We start from the raw sequence: 24110 nt of genomic DNA on the forward strand, positions 1-24110 counted from the left end.
AAGAAAGGAAATAGGTCACCGATTGTTCAAACAATCGACAAGAAAGTTAAATATAAAGGAAAAATAGGCAACAAAAAAGACAAACATGAGTCCACCAGCATTATATTAATGCTTTATAACACCATTTAAATTTTCCAACTAAAAAAACATCATTTGAACTGATAAAAACCTTTTGTAACAACGCTATTATTTTTTATGTTGAAGCATTTAAACAAACAGCAATAACCCATCTAATCAGTTTTAAAATAAGAATTTTGTGTTCCAGATCTCGCTTTACAGCCCTCTTTATTCCCTCAACGAATATCAACACCTATTTTTATAACAAAGCATTACAAAGGATATCGTCACTACCATTGTGAAAAGCCCCTCTCAAGAGGATGATAATTATGTAGCGTTTATGTTTATCATTTTCTCTACCACTCACAATATATTGTATAGACAAATTTAATACTGAGGAGCATCTTAATATGAGTCAAAGTATCGCAAGTTTTATTACTCAAACCCTTGAACAAGCTGGTGTAAAGCGAATTTGGGGAGTAACTGGCGATTCACTCAACGGAATAAGTGATAGTTTACGAAAAATGGGCACAATAGAATGGTTAGGAACACGCCATGAAGAAGCCGCCGCCTTTGCCGCTGGTTCAGAAGCACATGTATCAGGAGAACTCGCTGTTTGTGCAGGCTCATGCGGACCTGGTAATTTACACTTAATCAATGGTTTGTTCGATTGTCATCGTAATAAAGTCCCCGTACTCGCGATCGCAGCCCATATACCCTCCTCTGAGATTGGCTCGAATTATTTCCAAGAAACTCACCCGCAGGAATTATTTAAAGAATGTAGTGTTTATTGTGAGTTAGTCTCTAATCCAGAACAAATGCCTTACATGCTAGAAACAGCAATGCGCCAAGCTATTTTACACAATGATGTTAGCGTACTTGTTCTACCCGGAGATGTGGCACTAAAAGCGATGCCTGAAACTGCCCAAGCCAAATGGAACGTACCTAAGCTTGCAACTTATACACCTGACGTAGCCGATATAAAAACGCTAGCAACTCACTTAAACAGCAGTAAAAAAGTCACCTTATTATGCGGTGCAGGCTGTAAAGAGGCACATGATGAAGTGGTTGCCTTAGCAGCTAAACTACAAGCCCCAATCGTTCACGCGATGCGCGGTAAAGAATTCCTTGAATACGATAATCCTTATGATGTTGGCATGACCGGCTTTATCGGTTTCTCATCGGGTTACCATGCCATGCAAGAAGCTGACACGTTATTGATGATAGGTACTAGCTTCCCTTACCGCGCTTTCTACCCTGAAAAAAGCACTATCTTACAAATAGATAATCAACCCGCATCACTAGGACGACATGTACAAATAGATTTTGGTGTGATGGGCGATACTAAAAACACCGTTGCTTCACTTCTCGAGCATATTAAAGAAGATCGTGCTGACTCTCATTTAAAAAAATGTGTAAAGAATTATAAAGAAGCGAGAAAAGACTTAGATTTATTGGCGAGTGGTAAAACATCGCATAATTTAATCCATCCGCAATACCTAACTCGTTTACTCGACGAGCAAGCCGCTGACGATGCTATCTTTACCTGTGATGTTGGCACACCAACAGTGTGGGCGGCACGTTACCTCACCATGAATGGCAAACGTCGCTTAATTGGATCATTTAATCATGGTTCAATGGCAAATGCCTTATCACAAGCAATGGGCGCACAATCTCTAGACCGTAACCGACAAGTAATAGCAATGTGCGGCGATGGTGGTTTTTCAATGTTAATGGGTGACCTCTTATCCCTAAAACAACTCAACCTACCGATTAAAATCGTTGTTTATAATAATCGTTCATTAGGATTTGTGGCCATGGAAATGAAAGCCAGCGGCTACTTGTCAGATGATACCGACTTAGATAATCCAAGCTTTGCAAAAATTGCAGAGGCCTGTGGTTTAAAAGGCATTAACGTTAGCGATCCAGAAAAATTACCACAAGCCATGGCTGAAATGATGGCACATCCTGGCCCCGTAGTACTTGAAGTAGAAACAGCAAAACAAGAACTCGCCATGCCACCACAAATTAAATTTGAACAAGCCAAAGGCTTTAGCGTTTACATGATGAAAGCGTTAATTAATGGCAAAGGTAATGAAATAGTCGAACTCAGTAAAACAAACTGGCTTCGTTAATACCTTTAACGGTAAATGATAGAGTGGATCAAGCAGCTATAAACTCGCTATCCACTTTATTATCGAATACCGCGTGTCATGACTAATCATCTTTAAGAGATAATGGCGTTAAGAAGTAAAAGTATAAACTTTCATATCTAGAGACCTCTGATAAATAACAGACATTATTATTATCTTAAGTTGCCTCAGTTCTGGATAAGCAAAGCGATACAACCCCGCTATTTCTGCGGATTCCTACGTTAAATTATCTCTCAATAACCCGTTATTATTTCAATAATTCGCCTTGAACTACGCAAAACTAACGGCACTGACTAATAAAAAATATAACCTTATGATTTTAAATATAATTTCGCTTTCATTAACCAGAATTGAAGTTAAGTTATAAATAAAATTATTCGTAATCTTTTATCTAAATCAATCGAGTCTTATGACACATCCACTTATTTAAACTATTATGATAAAACTTTCTTATCGCACTTTGCTCGTGTTATAAAAAAGTTGTTTACTAATTAACACCTATGCCTAAATAAAACACAGGAAACTTATTATGAAGAAAATTGTTCTCGTATTATCCCTGCTTATAGTTTCACTTGGTGGAATACAACATGCTGTTGCTGCTGATGGTGTCATTACAAGCGGACAACTAAGCGCAGGATTTTCATCTTGGGGTAAAAAATCATTAGCTGGCGATTGGAAAATCGTAGAAGAAAATGGAAAGCACTATATTGAATTAGCAAATAATTTCAAAGCAACAAAAGGTCCAGATGTAGAAATATTTTTATCACCGAAAGCGAGTTCAGCAGTGAATGGCGATAATGCGACTGACGGTAGTGTTTTTATTAAAATAATTAGCAGCTTTGAAGGTGAAAGTCGCATAGAAATACCTGCTGATGTAGACCTTAGCAAATATAAAACGTTAGTGTTCCATTGCAAGGAATATAGTAAATTATGGGGTGTATCACCGCTTTAATTCTTCATTTATTGAAGAAAAATAACGCTGAAATTACTTCAACCATGATCAGTGACACCTAGCAGACAAACTAAGTTATTTCCCACTCATTGAGTCAATCATTATTGGGAAGTAACTTAATCTTAACGTTAAAAATACATACTATTTAGCCTCGCTCCCAAGCATTCCCAACCCCTCAGTTATAAAAACTAACTAGTCACCTTAATAACAAACTTAACCTACCGATAACTCACTCATAAATTAATATAAAGCCCCAATCATGGGGCTTGTTTCACTGCCCGTTAAACAAACAATATCAATCAAAGCTTATTCTAATAATACATAACACTACGTAGGTTATGTCATCGTTAGATTTAACAATAAATACAGGCTCCATAAGCTTCTTTTATCCCACTCACCCCCTTCCCTTCTTGTCTTTTCGCATTAAATCACATTTCAATTATAAAAAAGTAACCGGTTACATTGAAAATACTTATACTGTATTATTCACATTTAAACCTAAGCGTTATCCATTATTATCGGTGTAAAGTAGGAAGATAAATGAGTACTATTCTGGACGTATGTAAATTAGCAAATGTGTCTAAAGCAACGGTGTCGAGAGTAATCAACGGCACAGGACAAGTTAAAGAATCAACTCGAGAAAAAGTATTTTCTGCCATGCAATCTTTAGGTTATAGACCGAATCGATTAGCACAAGCCTTAGCAACCAATAAAACTCACACCATTGGACTGGTTGTATCTGACTTTGATGGTATTCACTTCGGTTTACTACTCAAACAAGCCGCAGCCAGCGCTGAATTTTCTAAAAAACAGCTGATTGTTACTGATGGTCATAATGATCCTGATTATGAATATGAAGTTATCATGCAACTAGAGGCACAATGCGATGCAGTGGTACTTTATAGCCGTACCCTAACAGATGATCATATTCAGCGTTTACATCAACAATTAACCATTCCTATTGTTGTTATTAATCGAGATTTACCTGAGCAACTTTTCCATTCTGTATCTTTTCAACAAGAAGACGCTATTAAATTAATGATGAGTCATTTATTAGACAATGGACATCGCCAAATCGCTTGTATTACAGGTCATATGATGAACCCAACGGGGATAGCACGACTTAATGGTTACAAGCATTCTTTAGCGCAACTTGGTGTCAATTTTGATGAGAAGCTGGTCAAACATGGCGTCTACGATATGAAAAGTGGTTACCAAGCCTGTAAAGAATTTATCCAAGAAGGTATTCAGTTTACAGCGGTTATCGCTTTTAATGATTGTATGGCATTAGGAGCATTAAGGGCCTTGACTGAAGCAGGTATACAAGTCCCAGAGCAAGTATCCATTATTGGCATAGACAACGATCCTGTATCAGAATTCTTCACGCCAAGACTAACCACGGTAAAATTACCTATTGCAGATATGACCAAGCAAGCCGTAGAGTTAGCGATTACTTTGTGTGATGAAACCAAAGCAACGCATTCTTACCAATATAAAGGGCAACTCATTGAAAGAGAATCAGTCATGCCGGTTAGGTCGGTTTTAAGCAGTTAAAAAGGCCTACTATCTTCCCTGATAATAGGCTGATAAACAAAATATGTTTTTTTTAAAGATCTTCGCCACGGTTAGCAATCACACTTTTATACCAATGAAATGACGCTTTTTTCTCACGTCTTAAATCATTTTTATGGTCCACATAAATAAAGCCATATTGTTTTTTATAGCCATTTAACCAGCTTAATAAATCAATTGCTGACCAAGCGTAATAACCTTTAATGTGTATGCCACGGCTTATTGCCGTTTTCACTGCGCTTAAATGCTCTTCAATATAGCGAATACGCGGAATGTCGCAGACTTCACCCTCAATAATCGGGTCTTCATCACCTAAACCATTTTCAGTAATATACAGTTTAATATCACCATAAAGTGCTTTCAGGTTATCTAAACCATCGATAAAACCTTGAGACGAAATTTCCCAATCCCACTTAGTATATTTTTTATCAGCCATTTTAACCGTACGGTACACACCATCATAACTTGGGTTACCTGGCGAACCTGTTGAATTTTCGCGGGTGATAACATGTTCTTTAACGTCACCTTGAATTTTTTCAACACGCATTGGTTGATAATAATTAAGTCCCATAAAATCATTGAGTGGTGCAGCTTCTGCTATTATTGCTAATTCAGCTTCAGTCCAATCAGGCACATTACCTTCTGCCGTTAATTGGTTAACAACGTATTCAGGATACTTACCTAGTAAAATCGGATCATAAAACCAGTTTAAATTAAATTGGTTAGCATGCTCTGTGGCAAAATGATTCTCTTCACTGTCATCCACACTAAAAGCTGGACTGAAGACATGACTTAACCCAATTTCACCAAATTGATTCAACTTTTTATAAGCGATGACAGTCTGTGCATGCGTATAGAAAACATTATGAATGGCTTGGAAATATTTTTTAGGGTCATTCTGAATGCCTGGTGGATGTGCACCCGCTAAATAACCTAAATTACAAAATACGAAGGTTTCATTAAAAGTGATAAAGTTTTTGACACGGTCGCCAAATGCTTCAAAACAAATTAGGGAAAAATTAAGATAGGCTTCACCCGTTTCTCTGTTGAGCCATGCACCCTTTCTCTCTAGAGGTAACGGTAAGTCCCAGTGGTAAAGCGTCACAAAAGGCACAATGCCATACTTTAAGCATTCATTGATAATATTGTTATAAAAATCAATGCCTTTTTGATTAATCTCTCCGGTACCCGTCGGTAAAATTCGCGCCCAAGAGATAGAAAAACGGTACGACTCTAAGCCCATTTCAGCCATTAAAGCGATATCTTCTTGGTAGCGGTTATAATGGTCAATGGCAACGTCACCATTTGTGCCTTCAAAGGTTTTCCCTGGTATTTTTGTAAACTCGTCCCAATTAGTTGGACCTTTACCATCTTGATCCCATGCCCCTTCAATTTGATAAGAAGCGGTGGCAGCACCAAATAAAAAATCATGTGCAAACTTCATAATAGATTCCTAGTGATACCAATCACAGTCAGCCATTATGCTACTTTGCTGTTTAAAGCTTACTTTGCATAAAATAGAGGACTGAATGCTATTGGTATTAAAAATTCAATAAACGATGAGAAGCAATGGAGTTATAAACGCTCACCGTGTAGATTAATAAGAATGACTTACTTATAAGCCATTCTTTTCAATCAATGATTGATACCAGTAAAAGCTTTTCTTCTTGCTGCGTTTTAAAGCTTTAAGATCAAACTCTCCGCGGTCAACATGAATAAAGCCATAACGTTTTGAACAACCTTGATGCGTACTGATTAAATCAATTGCTGACCAAGGGCTATAACCAAAGACTTCAACACCATCACTAATCGCTAACTGCACTTGCTCAATATGTTGCTGTAAATAGGTAATACGGTAATCGTCATTGATCTCACCGTTTGCTTCCACCTTATCGAAAGCACCTAAACCATTTTCGGTAATAATCAATGGTAATGCGTAGCGTTCGTAAATTTCACGCATCGTAGTACGAAAACCCACTGGATCTATTTCCCATCCAAATTCATTTTTAACTAAATGCTTATTTTCAACGCCTTTGTAAGCCCCAATCTCTCCGATAGTGATTTGTTGATCGCCCGTAGAGTTGATATCACTTTCATCACCTGCACTTTGTGCGACGGTTTGCGAGTTGTAATAATTAAAAGCAATAAAGTCTGGTTTTGCCTTAGCCAGTATTTCCATATCACCAGATGTAATAGTTGGTGTCGCATCTCGCTCTTCTAAAAAGTGCCATGCCGTTGAGTTATAACGACCATAAACTGCCATATCCAAATACAACCAGTTGCGCAAAGCAGAAAAGGTATTCGCAGCTAATATATCTTCAGGCTTGCATGAAGCAGGATAGATAACTGAGATATTAGGCGCTGGGCCAATTTTTGCTTGTGGTAATAATTGATGACAAAGCGACATTGCTTTTGCCTGAGCCACCAGCATATGGTGGTTTTGTTGATACAGGTCTTTCATCGGATTATTTGCATCTACATGTTTAGTACCTAATGCATCGCCGTGCAAAATCATCATATTTTGTTCGTTAATTGTCAGCCAATATTTAACGCGATCTCCAAAGGCTTCAAACAAGGTTCTACTGTAAGTTGCAAACGCTTCCACCGTTGCTCGATTCGACCATCCGCCTTTTTCTTGCAAAGCATAAGGCAAATCAAAATGATACATAGTGGCAATTGGCTCAATACCATTAGTAATTAATTCATCAATCAAATTATTATAGAAATCAATGCCTTTTGAGTTTACTTCTCCTTCACCACTTGGGAATATTCGTGTCCAAGCGATAGAAAATCGATACGCTTTCAAACCTAATTCTGCAAATAATGCGATATCTTCTTTATAACGATGGTAATGATCACTGGCCACTTTAAAATCTGTTGTGCCTTCCACAACTCTGCCCATATCAATTACTGATGGGCCTTTGCCATCTTCGTCCCATGCACCTTCAACTTGATAAGCTGAAGTAGAACCACCCCAGAAAAAATCATTTGGAAAACCGTTAAGATGTCTGCTTTGCATGTTCACTCCTCATCATTTAATACTTAACTATTAATAACTGTGCTGTTACGATCCACATAAACAATCACTTTAATTTGCGATGAATATCTATAATCTCTTCAATTAATTCACGCGCTAACATAGCTGTCATAATATGGTCCTGGGCATGTACCATAATCAAATTCACTGGTACCTTACCTTCGCCTTCATCCAAACCAATTAGTTCTGTTTGTACTTTATGTGCTCGTTTTGACGCTTCTGTCGACTCCGCGAGCAAACTATCAACCTCAGCCCATTCGCCTTTCTTTGCTGACATCAAGGCCTGCATTGCTAAACTTTTTGATTCACCGGCATTGATGATTAACTCCATCACCGTCATTTCTAAATCCATCATAAAACCCCGCGACTTATTAAGGAGCTACAGGGCAGTAGCTCCTTAATAATATAAAATTGAGAATGTACGATTAACACTTATGCGTTTGCTTCACTTTCTTTTGTTTCTTCAGCAATAAGCTGTTTCTCGTAAATTTTGAAGAATGGGTAATAAAGCACCATATTGATCCCGATAAGAATGAATACCAAAATGGCATTATTAATCTGCCAACCTGCACCCCACGCAGCACCGATTGGCGCAGGAGCAGTCCAAGGTACTAATGAAATCGTTTTACCAATTAAATCCCAGCTTGCTGCACAATAAGCGATAGTCGCATTGACCATTGGAATACAAACAAACGGAATAAACATAGTTGGGTTCATCACAAATGGCGTACCAAAGATAATCGGCTCATTAATGTTAAATATGGAAGGTACTAAGCTTAATTTACCAATGGCTTTTAGGTGAGCTGATTTACTGCGTAAATACATCAATACCAAACCAAATGTTGCCCCAGAGCCGCCCAAGGTCACAAAGAAAGACCAGAATGATTCTATAAAAATATGTGGCAACTCCATACCAGCCGCTAATGCTTCTTGGTTTGCACCTAAGTTAGAAAGGAAGAACGGTGCCATAATACCGCCAACAATCGCAGCTCCATGAATGCCTGTAAACCAAAGTACGTGTGCGACTAATACCGCTAACAAAATAGCCGGAAGTGTGTCAGATGCAGAGATTAAAGGTTGGAACACTGCCATGATTGCACCTGGGATAATCAAGTTGAATTCATGCTGTACTAATAAATTAATTGGATAAATGGTTAAGATGATAATCAATGCAGGAATTAATAAATTAAATGACTCACGAATCTTATCTGGTACTTGCTCTGGCATTTTAAAGCCAATGTTTTTTCGATGAAGGAAATAAGCTAATTCTGTTACTAAAATTGAGATGATAATGGCAGTAAATATCCCTGTACCTCCTAGATATGAGGCAGGAAGTACTCCCTCTTCCATCGGTGCAGAAATTAATAGAAACGTCATTAACGCTAACATACCTATTGATAAACCATCGAGTTTGTAGGTTTTTGCTAAGTTGTAAGCGATACAAGTACAGATATAACAGGACATAATGCCCATCGTCATATGGAAAGGCGTCATTATCTCACCAAAGTACTGCTTAGATAACCCTAGCCACCATTGACCAAAACCAAAAGTGGTTTCTGGGGAAAATGGTGGGAAAGCAAATACGAGGAGAAAGGAACCTACAATCATAAAAGGCATTGCACCTATAAATCCGTCACGAATAGCACAAATATGCCTTTGAGCAGCGAACTTACCTGCGATCGGCGTTAACGTATTTTCTAAAAATTCAAAAAATTTGTTAGACATTGTATAGCCCTCTTTAATTAATCATCGCTAATGCATCAGCTAAGATTTTTTCGCCTTTCATCATGCCGTAATCCATTTGGTTAATTACGGCGATCGGCTTACCTGCTTGATCAGCCTTAATCTTAAAATCATTTAATTTATATTTGATTTGAGGCCCCAATAAAAAACAATCATATTCCGCAAGATGTGAATCAAACTCTTCCAAACCGATAGCATCAATTTGAACTTCAATGCCTTTATTAGTAGCAGATTCACGCATCTTTTTAACAACCATACTGGTTGACATACCAGCAGCACAGCAAAGTAGAATTTTAGTCATAAGATTTACCTTTTATGGATTGAATAATTAAAAAACTATCAGATATTTATATCTACATCTTAATCTAATACTAAAATGTAACCGGTTACAGAAAGCGGTTACATTTTTGTGATTAAGTTCTTTTAATTACTATTAATAATTAGTTTCGCTCAATTTATAAGCATTTTAAAAGGTAGATCACAGATAAGACTAAGTAAGGTGTGCTTGTTTTAATAAAGCAAAGAAAAGTAATAAAATACGTTATCACAAGCCATCAGTACCAAGCCCCTAGACTACAACTGACAAGCAACAATAACCTGTTGTGATCGCAGATTTTCGATATTGATACCGCTAGCAATAAATGAGGAATCTATGCATATAAAAACCAACAAGTGTAAAAATTTCGATCATCACCCAAATGAAGATATTAATGACAAACATAAAACAAGATATTCCCGATAAGCTTTTTAAACAAACAAAGAAAGTAGGGAGTACTAATTATTATATTAATGAACCGCTATGTAAGTTACTTTACTGGTAACCTATCGCTAAACATAAGAATTAAATGCTTTCTAGAAGTTAAAAGAGACTTGATAAAGAAGGAGAACATTAACCTCTCTAGGTTTAGTTTTCCTCTCAACAGATGATTTATTATCTTTTTTACATGATGGTATCGTACTTAATTATCAACTTGTGTTTGATGTGATAGACTTTTTTCAGACTGAAAAAATAGAAGTAAACCATAAAATAAGAAACTTTTAATGTTTAATCAACTTTTAAAAAAGAGTGCTTTGATATGAAGCTAGGACGAAATGAAATCTGCCCATGTGGCAGTGGTAAGAAGTATAAACGTTGTTGTATGGACAATAAATCCAAACAACAAGCAGAAGCTCTAGATGATTTATCAAATATTGCGGCTACGAATCCTAATTTAACACTCGATGAATTACATGTCGTTGCTGAACATAAAGCACATGAGCATAATAATCGACCTAATATCGATTTTTGTAGCCTTTCTCCCTCGCAATTAGCTAATTGGATATACGCACCATTTAATGAATTAACCGATATTACCATCAACACACCAAATGATTTATCAAGCAGTCCTGTGATGAGTTATTTAAAGATAATCTTAGATGAAGCCATGCAAAATAACGGCTCGTTTAAAGCAACAGCAACTGGCAACTTGCCTGTAAAATTAGTAAAAAAAGCGAGTACTTTATTACCACAATTTGCAGTTGCTAAATTTAACATCCACGAAAGTATCAGTGACTACGCAGGGGTAAATGAAAATAAATTTAATGCGCTTCATTACACTCGAATTTTAGCTGAAATAGCAGAGTTAATTTATCGACGAAATGGTCACTACCATATTAAAAAATCAGTACAAAAAACATACCAAGAGCAAGGCATTCAAGCCTTCTTTAAACCGATGCTCGAAACAGCAATCTACCAATACAATTGGGGATATTTAGATAATTGGGAACAAGAGATTCATTTAGGAGCCTTCTGGGTGTTTATGCTTTGGCGCTTACAGAACCACTCTTGCGTTAATCAACTACTCAAAGAACTCAAGGTCGCATTTCCAGATTTATTGGCAGAGATATCTCAAGATCCTTACTTTACAGAAGAACAGTTACTCAGCCTTTTGATTACATCACGCTTTATTGACCGTTTTTTACAATTTTGGGGGTTTATTATCACGGATCAAAAACAAGGATTTAATAGGGATGAAACACCTCAAAAAGTAGAAATACAACCATTATTAACACAAACCTTTCAGTTTAGTGTATAGCTTTTGGAATATTAAAGAAGATTAACCAACTGCCAATTTGGTCGTCTCATGCTATAAATATATAGATATGAAATCATGAGTTGGCTGCCCTCATACTTTACAGAGTTGACGCGGCCAATGCTCACAAAACATTATTTCTTAAAGCATTAATAAAAAGAGGCTTCCTAGACTCACTGTACTTTCTGCATAAATTATATATTTATAAAAAACTATATTAGATTCATAATACAACGGCAACACTAACGCATTAGCGTTATCTAAAGCTCCCTGAGAACCAATTAACTTTATCGTTTTTTAGGTTGGTAACGTCGGGCATAAACATCAAGAGATTTAGCGCAGGTTCTTTTACCGCTTTTAATGCCAATCACATAATAATGCATAGAACTGTAAATAAAGGTTTGGAATCGATGAACCTGTATAGCTTGCGGTATTTAACGGTGTACAGTGCTATTAAGCGTGAAGTTTTAAGTTTTTATTTAATGAATTTTTAAGCCGTTATAACGTTTTAATAACGGCTTAATGCAAAATGCTATTCTATGTTCTGTACCTGAATAATGATTAGTAAATAAAAACAATAAATATCAATACATTACATAAAAATAAATGAAAACAACCCATATTAACCACCATTTAAACCACCACTATGTATTTTTTTATATTTTCATAACGAATATCAATAAGATCTTTTATTTCTTGTAGGTTCATCTAATAAGCCTAAATCTAGGCCGTTACCAACTGAATGATGACTTATAAAAGTAATAATAAAATTAGTGGCTCTATAGCCTTTTTTGAAATGCAATAACTCTTCATCCGGTAATTGATAGATTGTATGAGTTATTTAACAAAGATGAAGTGTGATTTAAACTTGTTGTACGTTTAGGTTACTCCTTGTTTCTGGCGTTAGGCGTATTTAGACGTCATAATTTATAAAGCCTAACATCCAGAAAATATAAGATAAGCTAGAGATATCTATTCGATGGTTGATTATTATTGAGCACCTTATCTTTTAACTTTTCTGTTTCTTTTGGTTCATCAGTTGATTTCATATCAATTGTTTCCGCTTCTTTTAACTCCTCGGTATGATTAGTATGAGTAGACAATAAATCATCGTATTTTTTTGTTAATTCTTCAATCTGTTTTATTTGAGTCTCTAATTTAGATTGTAAATCAGTGATGGTATTTTGTAGGTCTTCATTATTTTCTTTTACATCTTGAAGCTCTCTTTTAAATTTAATATCAACAATAATTCTATCTTTTGGGAGGTCTTTTTGTTTTATTGAGCTAGTTAAAAGTAATTCAACTGCTTTATTTCTATCTATACCCTCACTATTGGAATACCTATCAACAAGCTTCACTATTGATTTATCTATAAAGTAATAACTATTTTTTTTAGAATTGTCTTCCTGGCGTTTAACTCTTAGTTTGTGCTGCCTCCACTTCGCATTCATTGTTTCTATGTAACGAACAAATATATTTAAATCGTAATCTGGGGTTCCACACATCTTTTTAAGTGAATACCTAAAAGAATAAAAGATATTATCGTAATCAGTTTTTTTATTTTCATCTCTAGAGGTAGGTCGTCTTGGAAAACGGATTTGTTTGGCGTTGGGAAAGTCATTATTAGTTAAACCTTTTTCAGATTTAATATACTCATATGTCCATGAGCAGCGTTGTTTGTCATTTTTCTTCAATGCTTTTAACTTTTTTTGTATTAACTTCATTGCTTCTTCAATTTTATGGTTATCTTCATTTGAGGATAAGTCATCTAGTATTTCATTGAATATTGTTGATTCACTACCTGCACTATTCATTGCAATTCCTTGTTATAAAAGTATATCTAAATAGGTAATAATGTACATTTAAAAAATTATTTTAGATATTATTAATTTTAATATTTTAATTAATGTTTTAGTTGTTATTTTATAATTTATTAAAGTAGTTATTTATGTGATGTTTTAAATGGCATTTTAATTAATGTTTTTGATAATGTTTTTTAGTGTGTTATTGATATTAATAATAAAATTATTGTAAATTTAATTACACATTAACGACGGATTACGTTTATTATAAAAGGAATCCGATGGTTTAATTTGGTTGTTTTAATAAATGAATTCTATAAATATAGTATCTAACAAAAAAAGTAATGAATTTAAATATTTTCTATTTAATAATAAAGGTGAATGTTTAATTGCGAAAAGTATAAAGCGAGAAAAAGGCGATAGCCCAGATGGGTTGTTAGCATGTTTAAGCGAAAGTGAAATCGACGATCCAAATGTACATGACGTTTTGTTTTTGCCTGAAGTCTGCTTATCACAAACTAACTTTAGGTTTACTCGTTACACTATCAAGGTTAATACTCAGAAGATAATTAGTTACTTTGAAAAAAAAGCATATCGAGCAGAAAAGAGAGAGGCGTTAATTACGATTGCTATTTTTTTGTCGCGAAAAATAAAACGAGAAATACTAGGGGTTGTACTAACAATTAATCAGCTTTCAAGTCTTCTGGGGATGAGCACAAGAAGGGTATCTGAAACATTAGCTGAATTGAATAAACTGAACTTAGCAACATTAATCACTCAAAAATATAATGGCCTTTCTTTACCTGGTATTATCCTAATTAAACCTGATTTCTTCTTAACGTTTTATGATGAGTTTCATGAAGGGAATAAAGATAAGATGCTTATAGAAATTGAAAATATTAAGAAAACACTTAGAAACTTAAAAACTAAAGACCTTATAGCGCGTTATGAAAATCCTATTGAAGAATATTTTTCGTATCTAAGTCATATGGCTGAGCTAAAAAATAAGCTTCTTAATATATTAAGAGCAAAAGGGACACATGATAAAGTTAAAGAGCATATTTACTTATTATTAAATTTTGAATGAAAACAATATATCTCCAGAGCCGCTTTGCAGTAATTTAAAGGAATGAAGTTCATAGAGCACGAGGGTTACAGTCTAACTTCGAATCTTATTCTTAGTAAAAACGTGTAGGTTATAGTTATATTAAGTATTCATATCATCCTTATCTGTTAGTCCTAAAGACTAACTAGAGATCATTATAGGGGTATAGTGTTTAGCCAGTACTCTCAGTATGGCAGTATGAGTATTTGAATAGAAAAGAAGATAAAACCAGTAATAAATAACCAGCATGTACTTCTTATGAGAAAAATCATAAGGAGTGTTAAAATGAAAGACCGCCTACCATCAAATCGTAACTTATCCATTCACCGTAGAAGTTCATTTGAAAATATGCCTGTTCAGAACTTTGATAATGGACTGATTACAGAGTACTTAGACAAGGCCTATCATGTTATTGGTTTTGCTTTAGATGAATATCCCCGTACAACAGCTATTAGAATTGACTTATGCATCCCTCTTAATATTGAAGTTGTTGGACAAAGTCTGATTAGTAATTTCTTTGCTTCTCTTAAGGCACAAATATCTGCTGATCTTAATAAAAAAAAAAGAGAAGTGAAGCGGGTGCATTCTTGTAACTTACGGTACATTTGGGTAAAGGAGAAAAATGAAGCATTAAATTATCATTACCATGTTGTTCTCTTTTTCAATGGGCATGCCTATAACGCACTTGGCGATTATAAAGCTCTATCTGGAAATATGGCTGCACGTATCAAAAAAGCGTGGGCAAGAGCACTTCGTTATCATATTGATGATATAGATGGGCTCGCTCATTTCCCTAAGAACAATACTTATTCAGTCAACAAGAACAGGAACTCATATCAAGATGAATTAAACGCTTTGTTTTATCGCATAAGCTATTTAGCTAAAGTTGATACAAAAGTATTTAATAGAGCAGGTCGTTCATTTGGCTGTAGTATAAGTTAATAGATTGATGAGCCCAACGTTTTAGGGGGACGTTTAGCCGCTCTCCTTATACGTTGGATTGGTTGATAGTTAACCTTGTCGAATTATCTTAAGGTCGATTAAGAAGGTCCCAGGCCCTCCAGTGTGTTGCACCAAGGTAGTCATTAGCTTCTCTTTTCAAAGAAAGTAATAAAGAGGTTTGATTATAGAAATCACCTGTTAGGCAATAACTACAGAATTGATGACAGTTTTCACCGAGTAACTTGTACTGACTTATACGGCCTACTTCAGCCTCTGCTACAAGTGCGATATCTTCACCTCCTATCGCTTGACCGTCACTATCACAGCTGACATAAATAGTGACTGCAGTTGTGTTGTCTACAAACTGCCTAGATGAAACTATCTCAACTTTTCCTTTTCCTGTCTTATGTACAATCTTGTCGTTCCCAATATAGATACCAGAATGCTCGGCATACCCAAAGGCAAGATCGCAATACACGAGACTGCCGCGTATAGGCCCATTGGTTTTTCTAAATAGATTACTGGATAGGCTTTGTGCAAGACCAAACAATGGGGAAAACAATAATAACGATGAAGTATTCATTTTATTTCCTGTAGATAAATGTGTTAGACAGCGTCACTTGTTTAAAGGTGATTTTACTTGACCACTACAATGCCGTTGCATATTAGATTTGAATAACCGTCATGCAGATAAGTGATTAGGTTATAGGCGTGCATAGATGGCTTCTTAGCTGGTGATTGGGTTATCCACACAGATAAAATATATCTAAGCCTTTTTATAATCAGGGCCAATTCCGGTTATTTTTCACAGAGGAAGTCATCTTGTACTAAACACAGGAGATACAAAATGAAACAATATAAACTAGCGACACCAGAGCCTTCAATATGCTTTACTCCAGAGGAATATCAAAGTGCATTGCAGCAACAAGTACAACTAGCACTCGTACAGTTTGACCAAACGTTATTGATACACTTAGATTTATCAACCACTAACGGAATAAATGATATTAATAGCGATATATCAACTCAGTTTTATAAAGCGTTTCAAGAAGTGGTGAATAAAGAACACGTGAATGAGCCTGCGCTCACCTACCATCAACAAGTGTGGAATAAAAAGAAGAATAGAGTGACACTCTTACTCAACAGAGCTGCGTATCCTGATATCAGTAATCACGGTACAACAGGATTGAGCCTCATTTCAAATATAGAAAAAGCATGGGCCGCCGCAATAGACGGTAATGCTAATAAACTAATAGGGAAAGTAATCTTTCCAACGAATCCAATTCATGTATTGAATAATAAAATAAGAGACGTTCATCCATTAATGAGTTACCAATAAGCTAAACTAGAGCAAGAAAGAAATTACTCCATAACAGAGCAATCAGCTAAATAGCATCAATGTATAGATTCAGCATAATAATCATTTAATAAGCATCAACCATTAAGATACATATCCAAACTGGCAGAAAAATAGATAGCCTAAAATAAAATTGAGAAAATAGATAAATAGTGCAACTAATCGAAAAAAAGAAATGAAGAAAGAAAAGTAAAAGGACCTTCGACCTATTAACAAATTCCAAAACTCCATAAAAGAGAAATATAGCTAGACTCCTTAACAAAAAAAGCACACTAACAAAAGAACCCGGTTAATTTACGCCATAAAGTAAAGCAAGGAGCCAGTGCAATGCACTGGCTCCTTGGAGGGGATAGTCTAAACACAAAAATATCGACTCACATTAAAATGACACTATCAAATTTCCAACTCAACAAAATCCTTATCAATATCATCCTGCGTTATTCCAATATAACGCAACGTGACCCCTTCACTACTATGACGAAGCATTTTCATTACTCGGGCAATATCTTTAGTGTTTTGATAAAGATGGTAACCACGGGTCTTACGCATTGAGTGTGTGCCTAACGAGACCTGTACTTCAGTACCAATCATTGCGAACGCTTGACTTACGGCCCTTCTTGATAAGGGCCTAGGTATGCTATTGAGTGCTTGTTGATTTCGATACGATTGAAATAAGTAAATATGGTCAGGATGCTCGGATTGTATTTGCCTAATAGCAGATAAGGCTTTTTGATTAAGCTTTATATTCGCTAACTTTCCAGTTTTAGATTCTTTAACCCTTAACCTATCATCATGAATATCTTCAAATCGAATCGCTAATAAGTCAGATATTCGTAGAGCTAGATTTAACCCTATATTCCAAACATCGGACATTTGCTTGCTATAGGTCCTTTCTAACAGGTGACTAATTAACTTAACGGTATCAAGGTTTTTAACTGCTTGAACTTCTGACATTGTCAGCTTCCTTTTTAACGGTAGGGTGTCATTTTGGGAACTTCAGAGGGGATTTAAAAGGTAGAGTCCTATTTAATAGGCTTCGCAACTTCCCAAAAGACTAATTTGGGAAGCTGGACTTATATCAATAAGAACTAACCTCAATTTCATCAAAAACATCACTTTCCAGAGAGCTTATAAAACTGGTTTGCCACAGTTTATAAAATCCCTTTACTTCTGAATCAGATAATGACCTGCTCCCACAATTAATCATGAAAAATGCTTTTAACTCAAAGTTGAAATCAAACTCCATACATAACTCCGGATAATGGAGTCCGTAAAAAGCAAAGTCGGTGATATACAACAAATCCCAATTAGATGTAAATAGATCTTTCCTCATAGATATTTCTACAGGGTGATATCCCCCTTCCTTGGCACTATAAGAAAGATCTCTAAAATTAATTGTTATTTCAGAATCTTCATCAGTTACGCCATTAAGTTCAATCTGCTTATTTAATTGCTTGAGTAATTTAGATGAAACATTTAACGAGCTTTTATTAAGTTTAATATTCATCAGATTAACCCTCTATCAGCGAATGACACAGGCGTGCGACCAACTACAACATGATCTAACACTCTAACGTCAATTAATCCTAAAGCGTCCGTGAGGCGCTTTGTTATGCGCTTATCAGACTCTGAGGGCTCTGCTATCCCTGAAGGATGGTTATGAGCAAAGATAATGGCACTCGCGTTAACCTCAAGTGCGACTTTCACCACTTCACGAGGATGAACAGAAGCACTATCAATAGTGCCAAAGAACAGCTCTCTATATTCAATTAGCTGGTGTTGTGTATTCAACAACATCACTGCAAACACCTCTCTCTCATAGTTAGCTAATTTAAACGATAAAAAATCCTTAGTGTTCCCTACATTAGTAAATGCATCGCCCTCGCTACTAATAAACTTAGTAGCGACAATCTCAGCGGCTTTCTCAAGTATCTGATGTTCTGTCATAGGTTTTGAGAATCGATAGCTCTGGTTTGTTTTAGTGTGCATATATAGCTCCTTTTAGCTGGTGGTTTGGTTATGCACATAAATGAAATATATCTGAAAGTATTTTTAATCGACCTTTCAGACGCAGAGTCACCAGTAAATTTTTACATAGCCCCTTATCAAATGAGCACATACACGAGATAAGGAAAATCAAATGCGATTAATTAAACTAACAGAAGTAATGAACCAAACAGCACTAGGCCGTTCAAGCGTTTACAAATATATGAAAGAAGGGGTATTCCCTAAGCCTGTTACACAAATAGGCAAATCAGTAGCATGGGTAGAGGGTGAAGTACAAGAATGGATATTTGATAAGATTGAACAGCGTGATGAATCAGTGTTAAAGGTAACAGAATAAATAGAACATAAAGACAAGAGGCTACAAGCTTCTTATCTTTATGTCTTTCAACTTAGGTTAATAGCCTAGACAAACACTGCCCCAATCTTAGCCCCAATAATGGCGGAACAGCATTACCCACTTGAGTGTACTGTGGCACTTCAAACCTACGCATCTTGCCTCCTGTTGTAACCTTTGAGCGAAAGACAAAATCATCAGGGAAGGATTGAATCCTTGCCATTTCTCGAACAGTTAACACTCTAAGCTCATGTTCATCATAGTGACAAGCATCATCTGGGATAGACAAAGCAGCAGGCGCTGGTGCATCGGCTACTAAAGCTTTCTGCGTTTGTTTCTTTGTTGGGTGAGCACGAAGGTACTCTATAAATTCTTGCTTGGAGTCGAATGCACATAACTCACCATCAACCTGAAGGTATTTATGTTGACGGCATATGTTCCATACATCATCAGATAATTTTGTCTCATTACCTTTTAAAACGGTAAATACCGCCTGTGTTATTGGACGTTCACCAATAGCCTGAAGAACCTGATACAACCTAAAACGACGTTGAACAACTTCCCCATTTTTACGAAACTCATGGTTTGACAAAGAATTTCTTCTTGGTAACGCTTCAAATGTCGAGTTAAGCGTATTGATAAAGTTAGAAGGCTCTGATGGGTGCGTTTGTTTTAAATCATCCAATGCATCTTGAACAGTTACTGTTTCACCATTTGCTAAATTAGATAAAAACGACTCTTCAAATAACTTACTGTGAATAGGTTTGGTTGCATCAAAGTAATCAAGATGACCAAATGGTAATGACTCGCCTAATTCTCGTACTAATTGATAGAACTTAAGTGAAGGAGTAAACAACTGATCGTTAGCACTACCCACCTCAAATTCCTGAGCTATATTCTCATAATGATCAAATCTAACTGCCATCATAATGAATCGTGGGCGATTTTGTGCAATACCAGCTAAGCGTGCATTGATATGCAAGCAAAGAGGTACATAACCAATTGAAGCAAACACTTTTGCTACTTCATACCATGCATGGAAGCTATTGCCTTCAGCATCTTTAAAAGCGCGTAGAATTCCAGTTACATTCTCAAGCATCGCAATTTTAGGCTGCGTATGTTGAACAAACTTTGCAAATTCCCAAGGAAGAGTGTTTTTTTCATTATCCATTTGACGTAATCCAGCCATGCTAAAGCTTTGACATGGTGGACCACCGGAAACTAAATCAAGGCCTCGTTGTGAACCAAAAGAAGTTCGCAATTGTGCTACTAAGTTTTCATCAGAGTCTAATAGACGATTTAATTCAACGATACTGCCAACAACTAGCTTACCTTTTAGATCTAAGCCGTCATTAGGTATATCACTATTAGCATCAATACCATAAGCAGGAAAGGTGAAAGGGTTTTCACGTAAACGGGGCTTTAACTCAGAAAAATTACTATTCAACCAAAGTGTATGTTGAGCTGTCTCCCCTTTATCTGCTAACTCTTCTAAATTTTCATTAAAGAAGTTGTATGCAAATGACTCTGCCGCCATTGGTGAAAGCTCATTGGCCATCGTTAACTCAAAGCCGCTTTGCTCTAAGCCTAAAGAAAGTCCACCACAACCAGAAAATAGCTCAATATGATTCACACACAACCTCGATAATTATAATTTTACAGGGTGGATTCTATTCAAACTACGATCAAAAGTCCAGGGTTAATTTTTAACCGCAATACCGTTGACACTTATAAACAATGTAATGTATTGTTCTTAAAGGCTTCTGAGAGAAGCCAACCTTTATAAGTAAAGACCCCTTCCGGTCCTCTCTGTAGATAAACCAACAATATTGTTGGTGCTTTGCAGTTGAGCATAACTCTAACAAGACAACTCCTCTGTAATTTATCTACCTAGACATTTGTATAGGTGGTTTTCATTCTGCGTCCCCCATGCTTTTGTCAATTCAGGCTTTAAAGGGGAGCCTCTTAAAACAAACGCCTCAGCGTACCCAATGTTTCTATATTTCTACGCAGAAATAATTTGGGTATTACCTAATGACAAACCACAATACAACTCAACCAACAATCAGCCGAGTCAAGCAACGCGCTAAAAAGCTAAAAAAAGAATGCAATATTTCACACTCTGAAGCCCTTTTACTGATAAGTAATGAACATGGTTTTTCTGATTGGAAATCATTTCAAGAAGAGCTGAAAAATAACGAGCAAGCCAAAGCCCCAACTCCTCAACCTTCGATAACATTCGTCGAATATGATGATGTTGAAATGAGTGATGATGATTACAAAATGCTTGATCAAGAACGAGAAGCAGAGTTAGCCGAAGGTATTAAAAAGAGAGTCGCAAACAATAAGCGACAGCTTACCAAGCTAGGTATCGAGTTTTCTGTATTTGAGCCAACGATAACAGGCTTAAAAAAGTCGATACTAGATGCGACACAACAAGTTAGGGTTCATTTTGAGTTAGAAGGCTTTCACTATTACTGGGAGCAAGGCCAAGGCCCAGAATATAAAGTAATGAAAGATGCTTACCTATTAAGTGATGATGAAGTCACTAAATCAAAAGCCAGTTTATATAGACCAAAAACAAAGCAAGGTGATCCAAGAATATGGTTTAGAAAACTACCTTCTTACTCTACTCCCGGTGATCAAGTCGCAATAATAATTAAAGATGATGCGACTTATCTTATTAACCTAAGTATTGTCGTTATTGAAGAATCATTAAGTAATGACAAATCCCATATTAAAACCTTCCTAGAAAGCTTTGTCACACAACACAATACGATTGCAAAAGAATTATTAGATAAGCTAAAAGAACTCGCTAAATCACCATTTTCAGCTCTTCGCATAGGTGATACAGCAATTGGGTTTACATTAGAAGAAAAGCTTGGAATAGCAGCTAACTCAAGCAAACTACCAGACTATAAAGGTATCGAATTAAAATCAGGCCGTGGTAACAAGACTCGTACAACACTGTTTGCACAAGTTGCAGATTGGAGTATTAGTCCTTGTAAAAAGAGCGCTGAAATTCTTAATAAATACGGTTATGAACGTGACGATGACTTTAAATTGTATTGTACTATCACTACGCAGAGAGAAAATCCCCAAGGCCTTAGCTTTATTTACGACCAAACCAAGGACCAATTACAAGAGTGGTATAACAAAACAGATCTCGTTGCAGTATGGCCCGGTGCTTTGTTACGGAAAAGGCTGAAAGAAAAACATGCCGAGACTTTCTGGGTAGAAGCTAAAAGTGAAGTCGTTAATGGTGTAGAGCAGTTCCAACTACTTAAAGTGACCCACACTAAATCACCAATCCTTAGTCAACTTTTACCTCTTATACAATCAGGAGTGGTGACAATGGATCACTTAATAAAACGTAATGGTCAAAATAATCGAGTCAGTGAAAAAGGTCCGTTGTTCAAGATCAACAAACGTGATCTGGAGTTGCTATTTCCAAAGCCTATTACCTACTCTTTAATATAGTAATGTGACGTCTGTATAACAGTACTAGGCCTTAGTGATTTAAAAGAAAGTTTTTCCTCAGTATCCAGAGCCTTTTTTTCTAACTCATTTAACAACGCTTTCCTCTCATTGTGAGGAAATTTAAATAATAATGTACTATACAAAAATGCCTCTAAATTAGATTGGTCTTCCATCAAGAATGGAACCGTAAATTTTTCCCATGACATTCTTTTAAACTTACTAATCTTTTTTAGCTGCACATCTGAAGGTATATTCACAACTTCTGATTCCTTAACTTATTAATAACACACCCAAATAGTCAAATTTTATTAGCGGTAAGCTTAAAAGGAATAACCAAAGTCCTGGCTCATGACTTGTTTATAAGTAGAAACGTCATAGCCACATTTGCTTAACAGTTCCATCATGTTGTCAGCAAATTCATTTAACATTTCATTATCGCCCTCTAAATGCTCATCTAAATTCATGCTTCGCCCTAACTTACTTATGGAATTTTCTTTTAATTTTGCTATTTTCTCTTCTGTGAGGCCTACATTTTCGCTCTGAGAAATTAGGCCTAATGTATCTGGAGCGACAATATCTTTTCTTTCTAGCGAAAATACAAATGAATGCATATCTTGTTCTCTATTATGTAAATTGACAGAATATTTATAGCTACTTTTAAGCTCGATAGTGCAATTTTTCTTAATCGCTTCATTTACTAACCAAAAAATCAAACAAACTTGGAGTAACTCATTTATTAAACTCTTTTGAGACTCATTCAAGTCACTTAATTTTTCAACCGTTAGTAAGGATTCATTAAAAGCATCCTCAATTACAGCTACTAAATCCTGATTTGATTTGACTTCTTCTAAAACAATATCAAACTTTTCAAGTAGAGCAGTTGTTACACCTGATTTATTTAACCTTGTCGTTATACACAGCAACCAAGGTGTGCCTATGACTCTCTTTGTTTGATAGTCAAGTAATCTGTATATAGCAGGGAGTGTTCTATCATTTAAAATACAGTCGCAGAAATCTAAGTTGACGAAATGATAATGCCCAACACTCATTATTCTTTTCCAAGCCTCAGAGTTTTCTTTACTTAACGCTTCAAATTCAAAGTTTTCAATCTTCGAGTTGCTACATACGTTTGCAACATCCAATAGTTGAGATAAACCTGACTGTGCTTTTTTAAACTCAGATTCATCATTAGTAAATCCGTGTATAAGAAAAAGTTTATTTTTAAGTTCCGCATGCGCTAATAATCTTTGACTAATATAAGTAACATCCAAAAGATCTCCACCTGGAAGACCGAAGTAATTGATAGTATTTACAGTATTGTATTTATTGCTTTTGGCTATTCTTTTTAAGGGATCAAACCACTGCTTTTCCCTAATATATTGTTTTCTTGGTTTATGCCAAGGTTTAAATGGGTTTTCCATCTCCTCATCAACCTTGCCAGTGACCTCTGATAAATTATATAAGTCGTCGTCTGACGAAAAAATATCCTCCATGAAA

General features: G+C 35.9%; 22 protein-coding genes. 9 read left to right on the forward strand and 13 right to left on the reverse strand.

The window, feature by feature from the left end; genetic code table 11:
- The first annotated feature begins 467 nt into the window (after positions 1-467).
- The 3 genes from poxB (at position 468) to SP041_RS06285 (ending at position 4716) form a co-directional block, all read left to right on the forward strand.
- Positions 468-2192: a ubiquinone-dependent pyruvate dehydrogenase gene (poxB, locus tag SP041_RS06275; protein WP_025562817.1), complete on the forward strand. Its 1725-nt coding sequence runs from the start codon at positions 468-470 to the stop codon at positions 2190-2192.
- 547 nt (positions 2193-2739) lie between these two features.
- Positions 2740-3162 carry a DM13 domain-containing protein gene (locus SP041_RS06280; protein ID WP_137297461.1) on the forward strand — a complete coding sequence of 141 codons (423 nt, stop codon included), beginning with the start codon at positions 2740-2742 and terminating at the stop codon, positions 3160-3162.
- Between the two features lie 540 nt (positions 3163-3702).
- A complete protein-coding gene (locus tag SP041_RS06285; RefSeq protein WP_137297462.1) occupies positions 3703-4716 on the forward strand; it encodes a LacI family DNA-binding transcriptional regulator in 1014 nt (337 codons plus the stop codon).
- A 52-nt stretch (positions 4717-4768) separates the two neighbouring features.
- On the opposite strand, the gene SP041_RS06290 is transcribed toward SP041_RS06285, so the two are convergent.
- The 5 genes from SP041_RS06290 to SP041_RS06310 form a co-directional block, all read right to left on the reverse strand.
- On the reverse strand, positions 4769-6178 hold the full coding sequence (locus SP041_RS06290; protein WP_137297463.1) for a glycoside hydrolase family 1 protein: 1410 nt from the start codon (positions 6176-6178) through the stop codon (positions 4769-4771).
- 171 nt (positions 6179-6349) lie between these two features.
- Complete coding sequence (locus tag SP041_RS06295; RefSeq protein ID WP_137297464.1) at positions 6350-7753, reverse strand: glycoside hydrolase family 1 protein; 1404 nt, start codon at positions 7751-7753, stop codon at positions 6350-6352.
- A 64-nt stretch (positions 7754-7817) separates the two neighbouring features.
- Positions 7818-8111, reverse strand: a complete 294-nt coding sequence (locus tag SP041_RS06300) for a PTS lactose/cellobiose transporter subunit IIA (RefSeq protein ID WP_240791425.1) — start codon at positions 8109-8111, stop codon at positions 7818-7820.
- Positions 8112-8203: 92 nt separating this feature from the next.
- Positions 8204-9496 carry a PTS sugar transporter subunit IIC gene (locus SP041_RS06305; RefSeq protein WP_137297466.1) on the reverse strand — a complete coding sequence of 431 codons (1293 nt, stop codon included), beginning with the start codon at positions 9494-9496 and terminating at the stop codon, positions 8204-8206.
- Between the two features lie 13 nt (positions 9497-9509).
- Positions 9510-9815, reverse strand: coding sequence for a PTS sugar transporter subunit IIB (locus SP041_RS06310; protein ID WP_137297467.1), 306 nt, complete (start codon positions 9813-9815; stop codon positions 9510-9512).
- Positions 9816-10590: 775 nt separating this feature from the next.
- Here SP041_RS06310 and SP041_RS06315 point away from each other — a divergent pair.
- Positions 10591-11589, forward strand: coding sequence for an SEC-C domain-containing protein (locus tag SP041_RS06315; protein ID WP_137297468.1), 999 nt, complete (start codon positions 10591-10593; stop codon positions 11587-11589).
- 959 nt (positions 11590-12548) lie between these two features.
- Here the strand turns inward: SP041_RS06315 and SP041_RS06320 are convergent.
- Positions 12549-13400, reverse strand: coding sequence for a hypothetical protein (locus tag SP041_RS06320; protein WP_137297469.1), 852 nt, complete (start codon positions 13398-13400; stop codon positions 12549-12551).
- A gap of 295 nt (positions 13401-13695) precedes the next feature.
- Here SP041_RS06320 and SP041_RS06325 point away from each other — a divergent pair, with 295 nt between their 5' ends.
- Together SP041_RS06325 and SP041_RS06330 are read left to right on the forward strand one after the other, a co-directional pair.
- On the forward strand, positions 13696-14475 hold the full coding sequence (locus SP041_RS06325; RefSeq protein WP_137297470.1) for a hypothetical protein: 780 nt from the start codon (positions 13696-13698) through the stop codon (positions 14473-14475).
- A 303-nt stretch (positions 14476-14778) separates the two neighbouring features.
- Positions 14779-15435 (forward strand): inovirus Gp2 family protein, encoded by a 657-nt coding sequence (locus SP041_RS06330; RefSeq protein ID WP_170968524.1) that lies wholly within the window; start codon positions 14779-14781, stop codon positions 15433-15435.
- A gap of 88 nt (positions 15436-15523) precedes the next feature.
- Here SP041_RS06330 and SP041_RS06335 read toward each other — a convergent pair whose 3' ends face one another.
- Complete coding sequence (locus SP041_RS06335; protein WP_137297472.1) at positions 15524-16018, reverse strand: lecithin retinol acyltransferase family protein; 495 nt, start codon at positions 16016-16018, stop codon at positions 15524-15526.
- A 264-nt stretch (positions 16019-16282) separates the two neighbouring features.
- On the opposite strand from SP041_RS06335, the gene SP041_RS06340 reads away from it, so the two are divergent.
- Complete coding sequence (locus tag SP041_RS06340) at positions 16283-16774, forward strand: inovirus-type Gp2 protein (protein WP_137297473.1); 492 nt, start codon at positions 16283-16285, stop codon at positions 16772-16774.
- A gap of 411 nt (positions 16775-17185) precedes the next feature.
- On the opposite strand, the gene SP041_RS06345 is transcribed toward SP041_RS06340, so the two are convergent.
- The 3 genes from SP041_RS06345 to radC all read right to left on the reverse strand — a co-directional run bounded on the left by SP041_RS06345 (position 17186) and on the right by radC (position 18781).
- A complete protein-coding gene (locus SP041_RS06345) occupies positions 17186-17746 on the reverse strand; it encodes a tyrosine-type recombinase/integrase (RefSeq protein ID WP_137297474.1) in 561 nt (186 codons plus the stop codon).
- A 124-nt stretch (positions 17747-17870) separates the two neighbouring features.
- Positions 17871-18299 carry a DUF2787 family protein gene (locus SP041_RS06350; protein ID WP_137297475.1) on the reverse strand — a complete coding sequence of 143 codons (429 nt, stop codon included), beginning with the start codon at positions 18297-18299 and terminating at the stop codon, positions 17871-17873.
- The gene (radC, locus tag SP041_RS06355; RefSeq protein ID WP_025563494.1) at positions 18299-18781 is read right to left on the reverse strand and encodes a DNA repair protein RadC; all 483 of its coding nucleotides are present in this window, start codon (positions 18779-18781) and stop codon (positions 18299-18301) included. The genes SP041_RS06350 and radC overlap by 1 nt, the downstream gene beginning before the upstream one ends.
- Before the next feature lie 151 nt (positions 18782-18932).
- On the opposite strand from radC, the gene SP041_RS06360 reads away from it, so the two are divergent.
- Positions 18933-19136, forward strand: a complete 204-nt coding sequence (locus SP041_RS06360) for an AlpA family transcriptional regulator (RefSeq protein WP_025563493.1) — start codon at positions 18933-18935, stop codon at positions 19134-19136.
- A gap of 52 nt (positions 19137-19188) precedes the next feature.
- Here SP041_RS06360 and dcm read toward each other — a convergent pair whose 3' ends face one another.
- Positions 19189-20766, reverse strand: a complete 1578-nt coding sequence (gene dcm, locus SP041_RS06365) for a DNA (cytosine-5-)-methyltransferase (RefSeq protein ID WP_025563492.1) — start codon at positions 20764-20766, stop codon at positions 19189-19191.
- Positions 20767-21167: 401 nt separating this feature from the next.
- On the opposite strand from dcm, the gene SP041_RS06370 reads away from it, so the two are divergent.
- Entirely contained in the window at positions 21168-22613 is a 1446-nt protein-coding gene (locus SP041_RS06370; protein ID WP_025563491.1) for an MvaI/BcnI family restriction endonuclease, read from the forward strand.
- On the opposite strand, the gene SP041_RS06375 is transcribed toward SP041_RS06370, so the two are convergent.
- Positions 22598-22870 carry a hypothetical protein gene (locus SP041_RS06375; protein ID WP_025563490.1) on the reverse strand — a complete coding sequence of 91 codons (273 nt, stop codon included), beginning with the start codon at positions 22868-22870 and terminating at the stop codon, positions 22598-22600. The two genes, SP041_RS06370 and SP041_RS06375, sit on opposite strands and share 16 nt — an antisense overlap.
- A gap of 63 nt (positions 22871-22933) precedes the next feature.
- A complete protein-coding gene (locus SP041_RS06380; RefSeq protein ID WP_025563489.1) occupies positions 22934-24106 on the reverse strand; it encodes a hypothetical protein in 1173 nt (390 codons plus the stop codon).
- Between the last annotated feature and the right edge of the window lie 4 nt (positions 24107-24110).

This window comes from Psychromonas sp. SP041, assembly GCF_000470315.2.
In the GTDB taxonomy this organism is placed as follows: Bacteria; Pseudomonadota; Gammaproteobacteria; order Enterobacterales; family Psychromonadaceae; genus Psychromonas.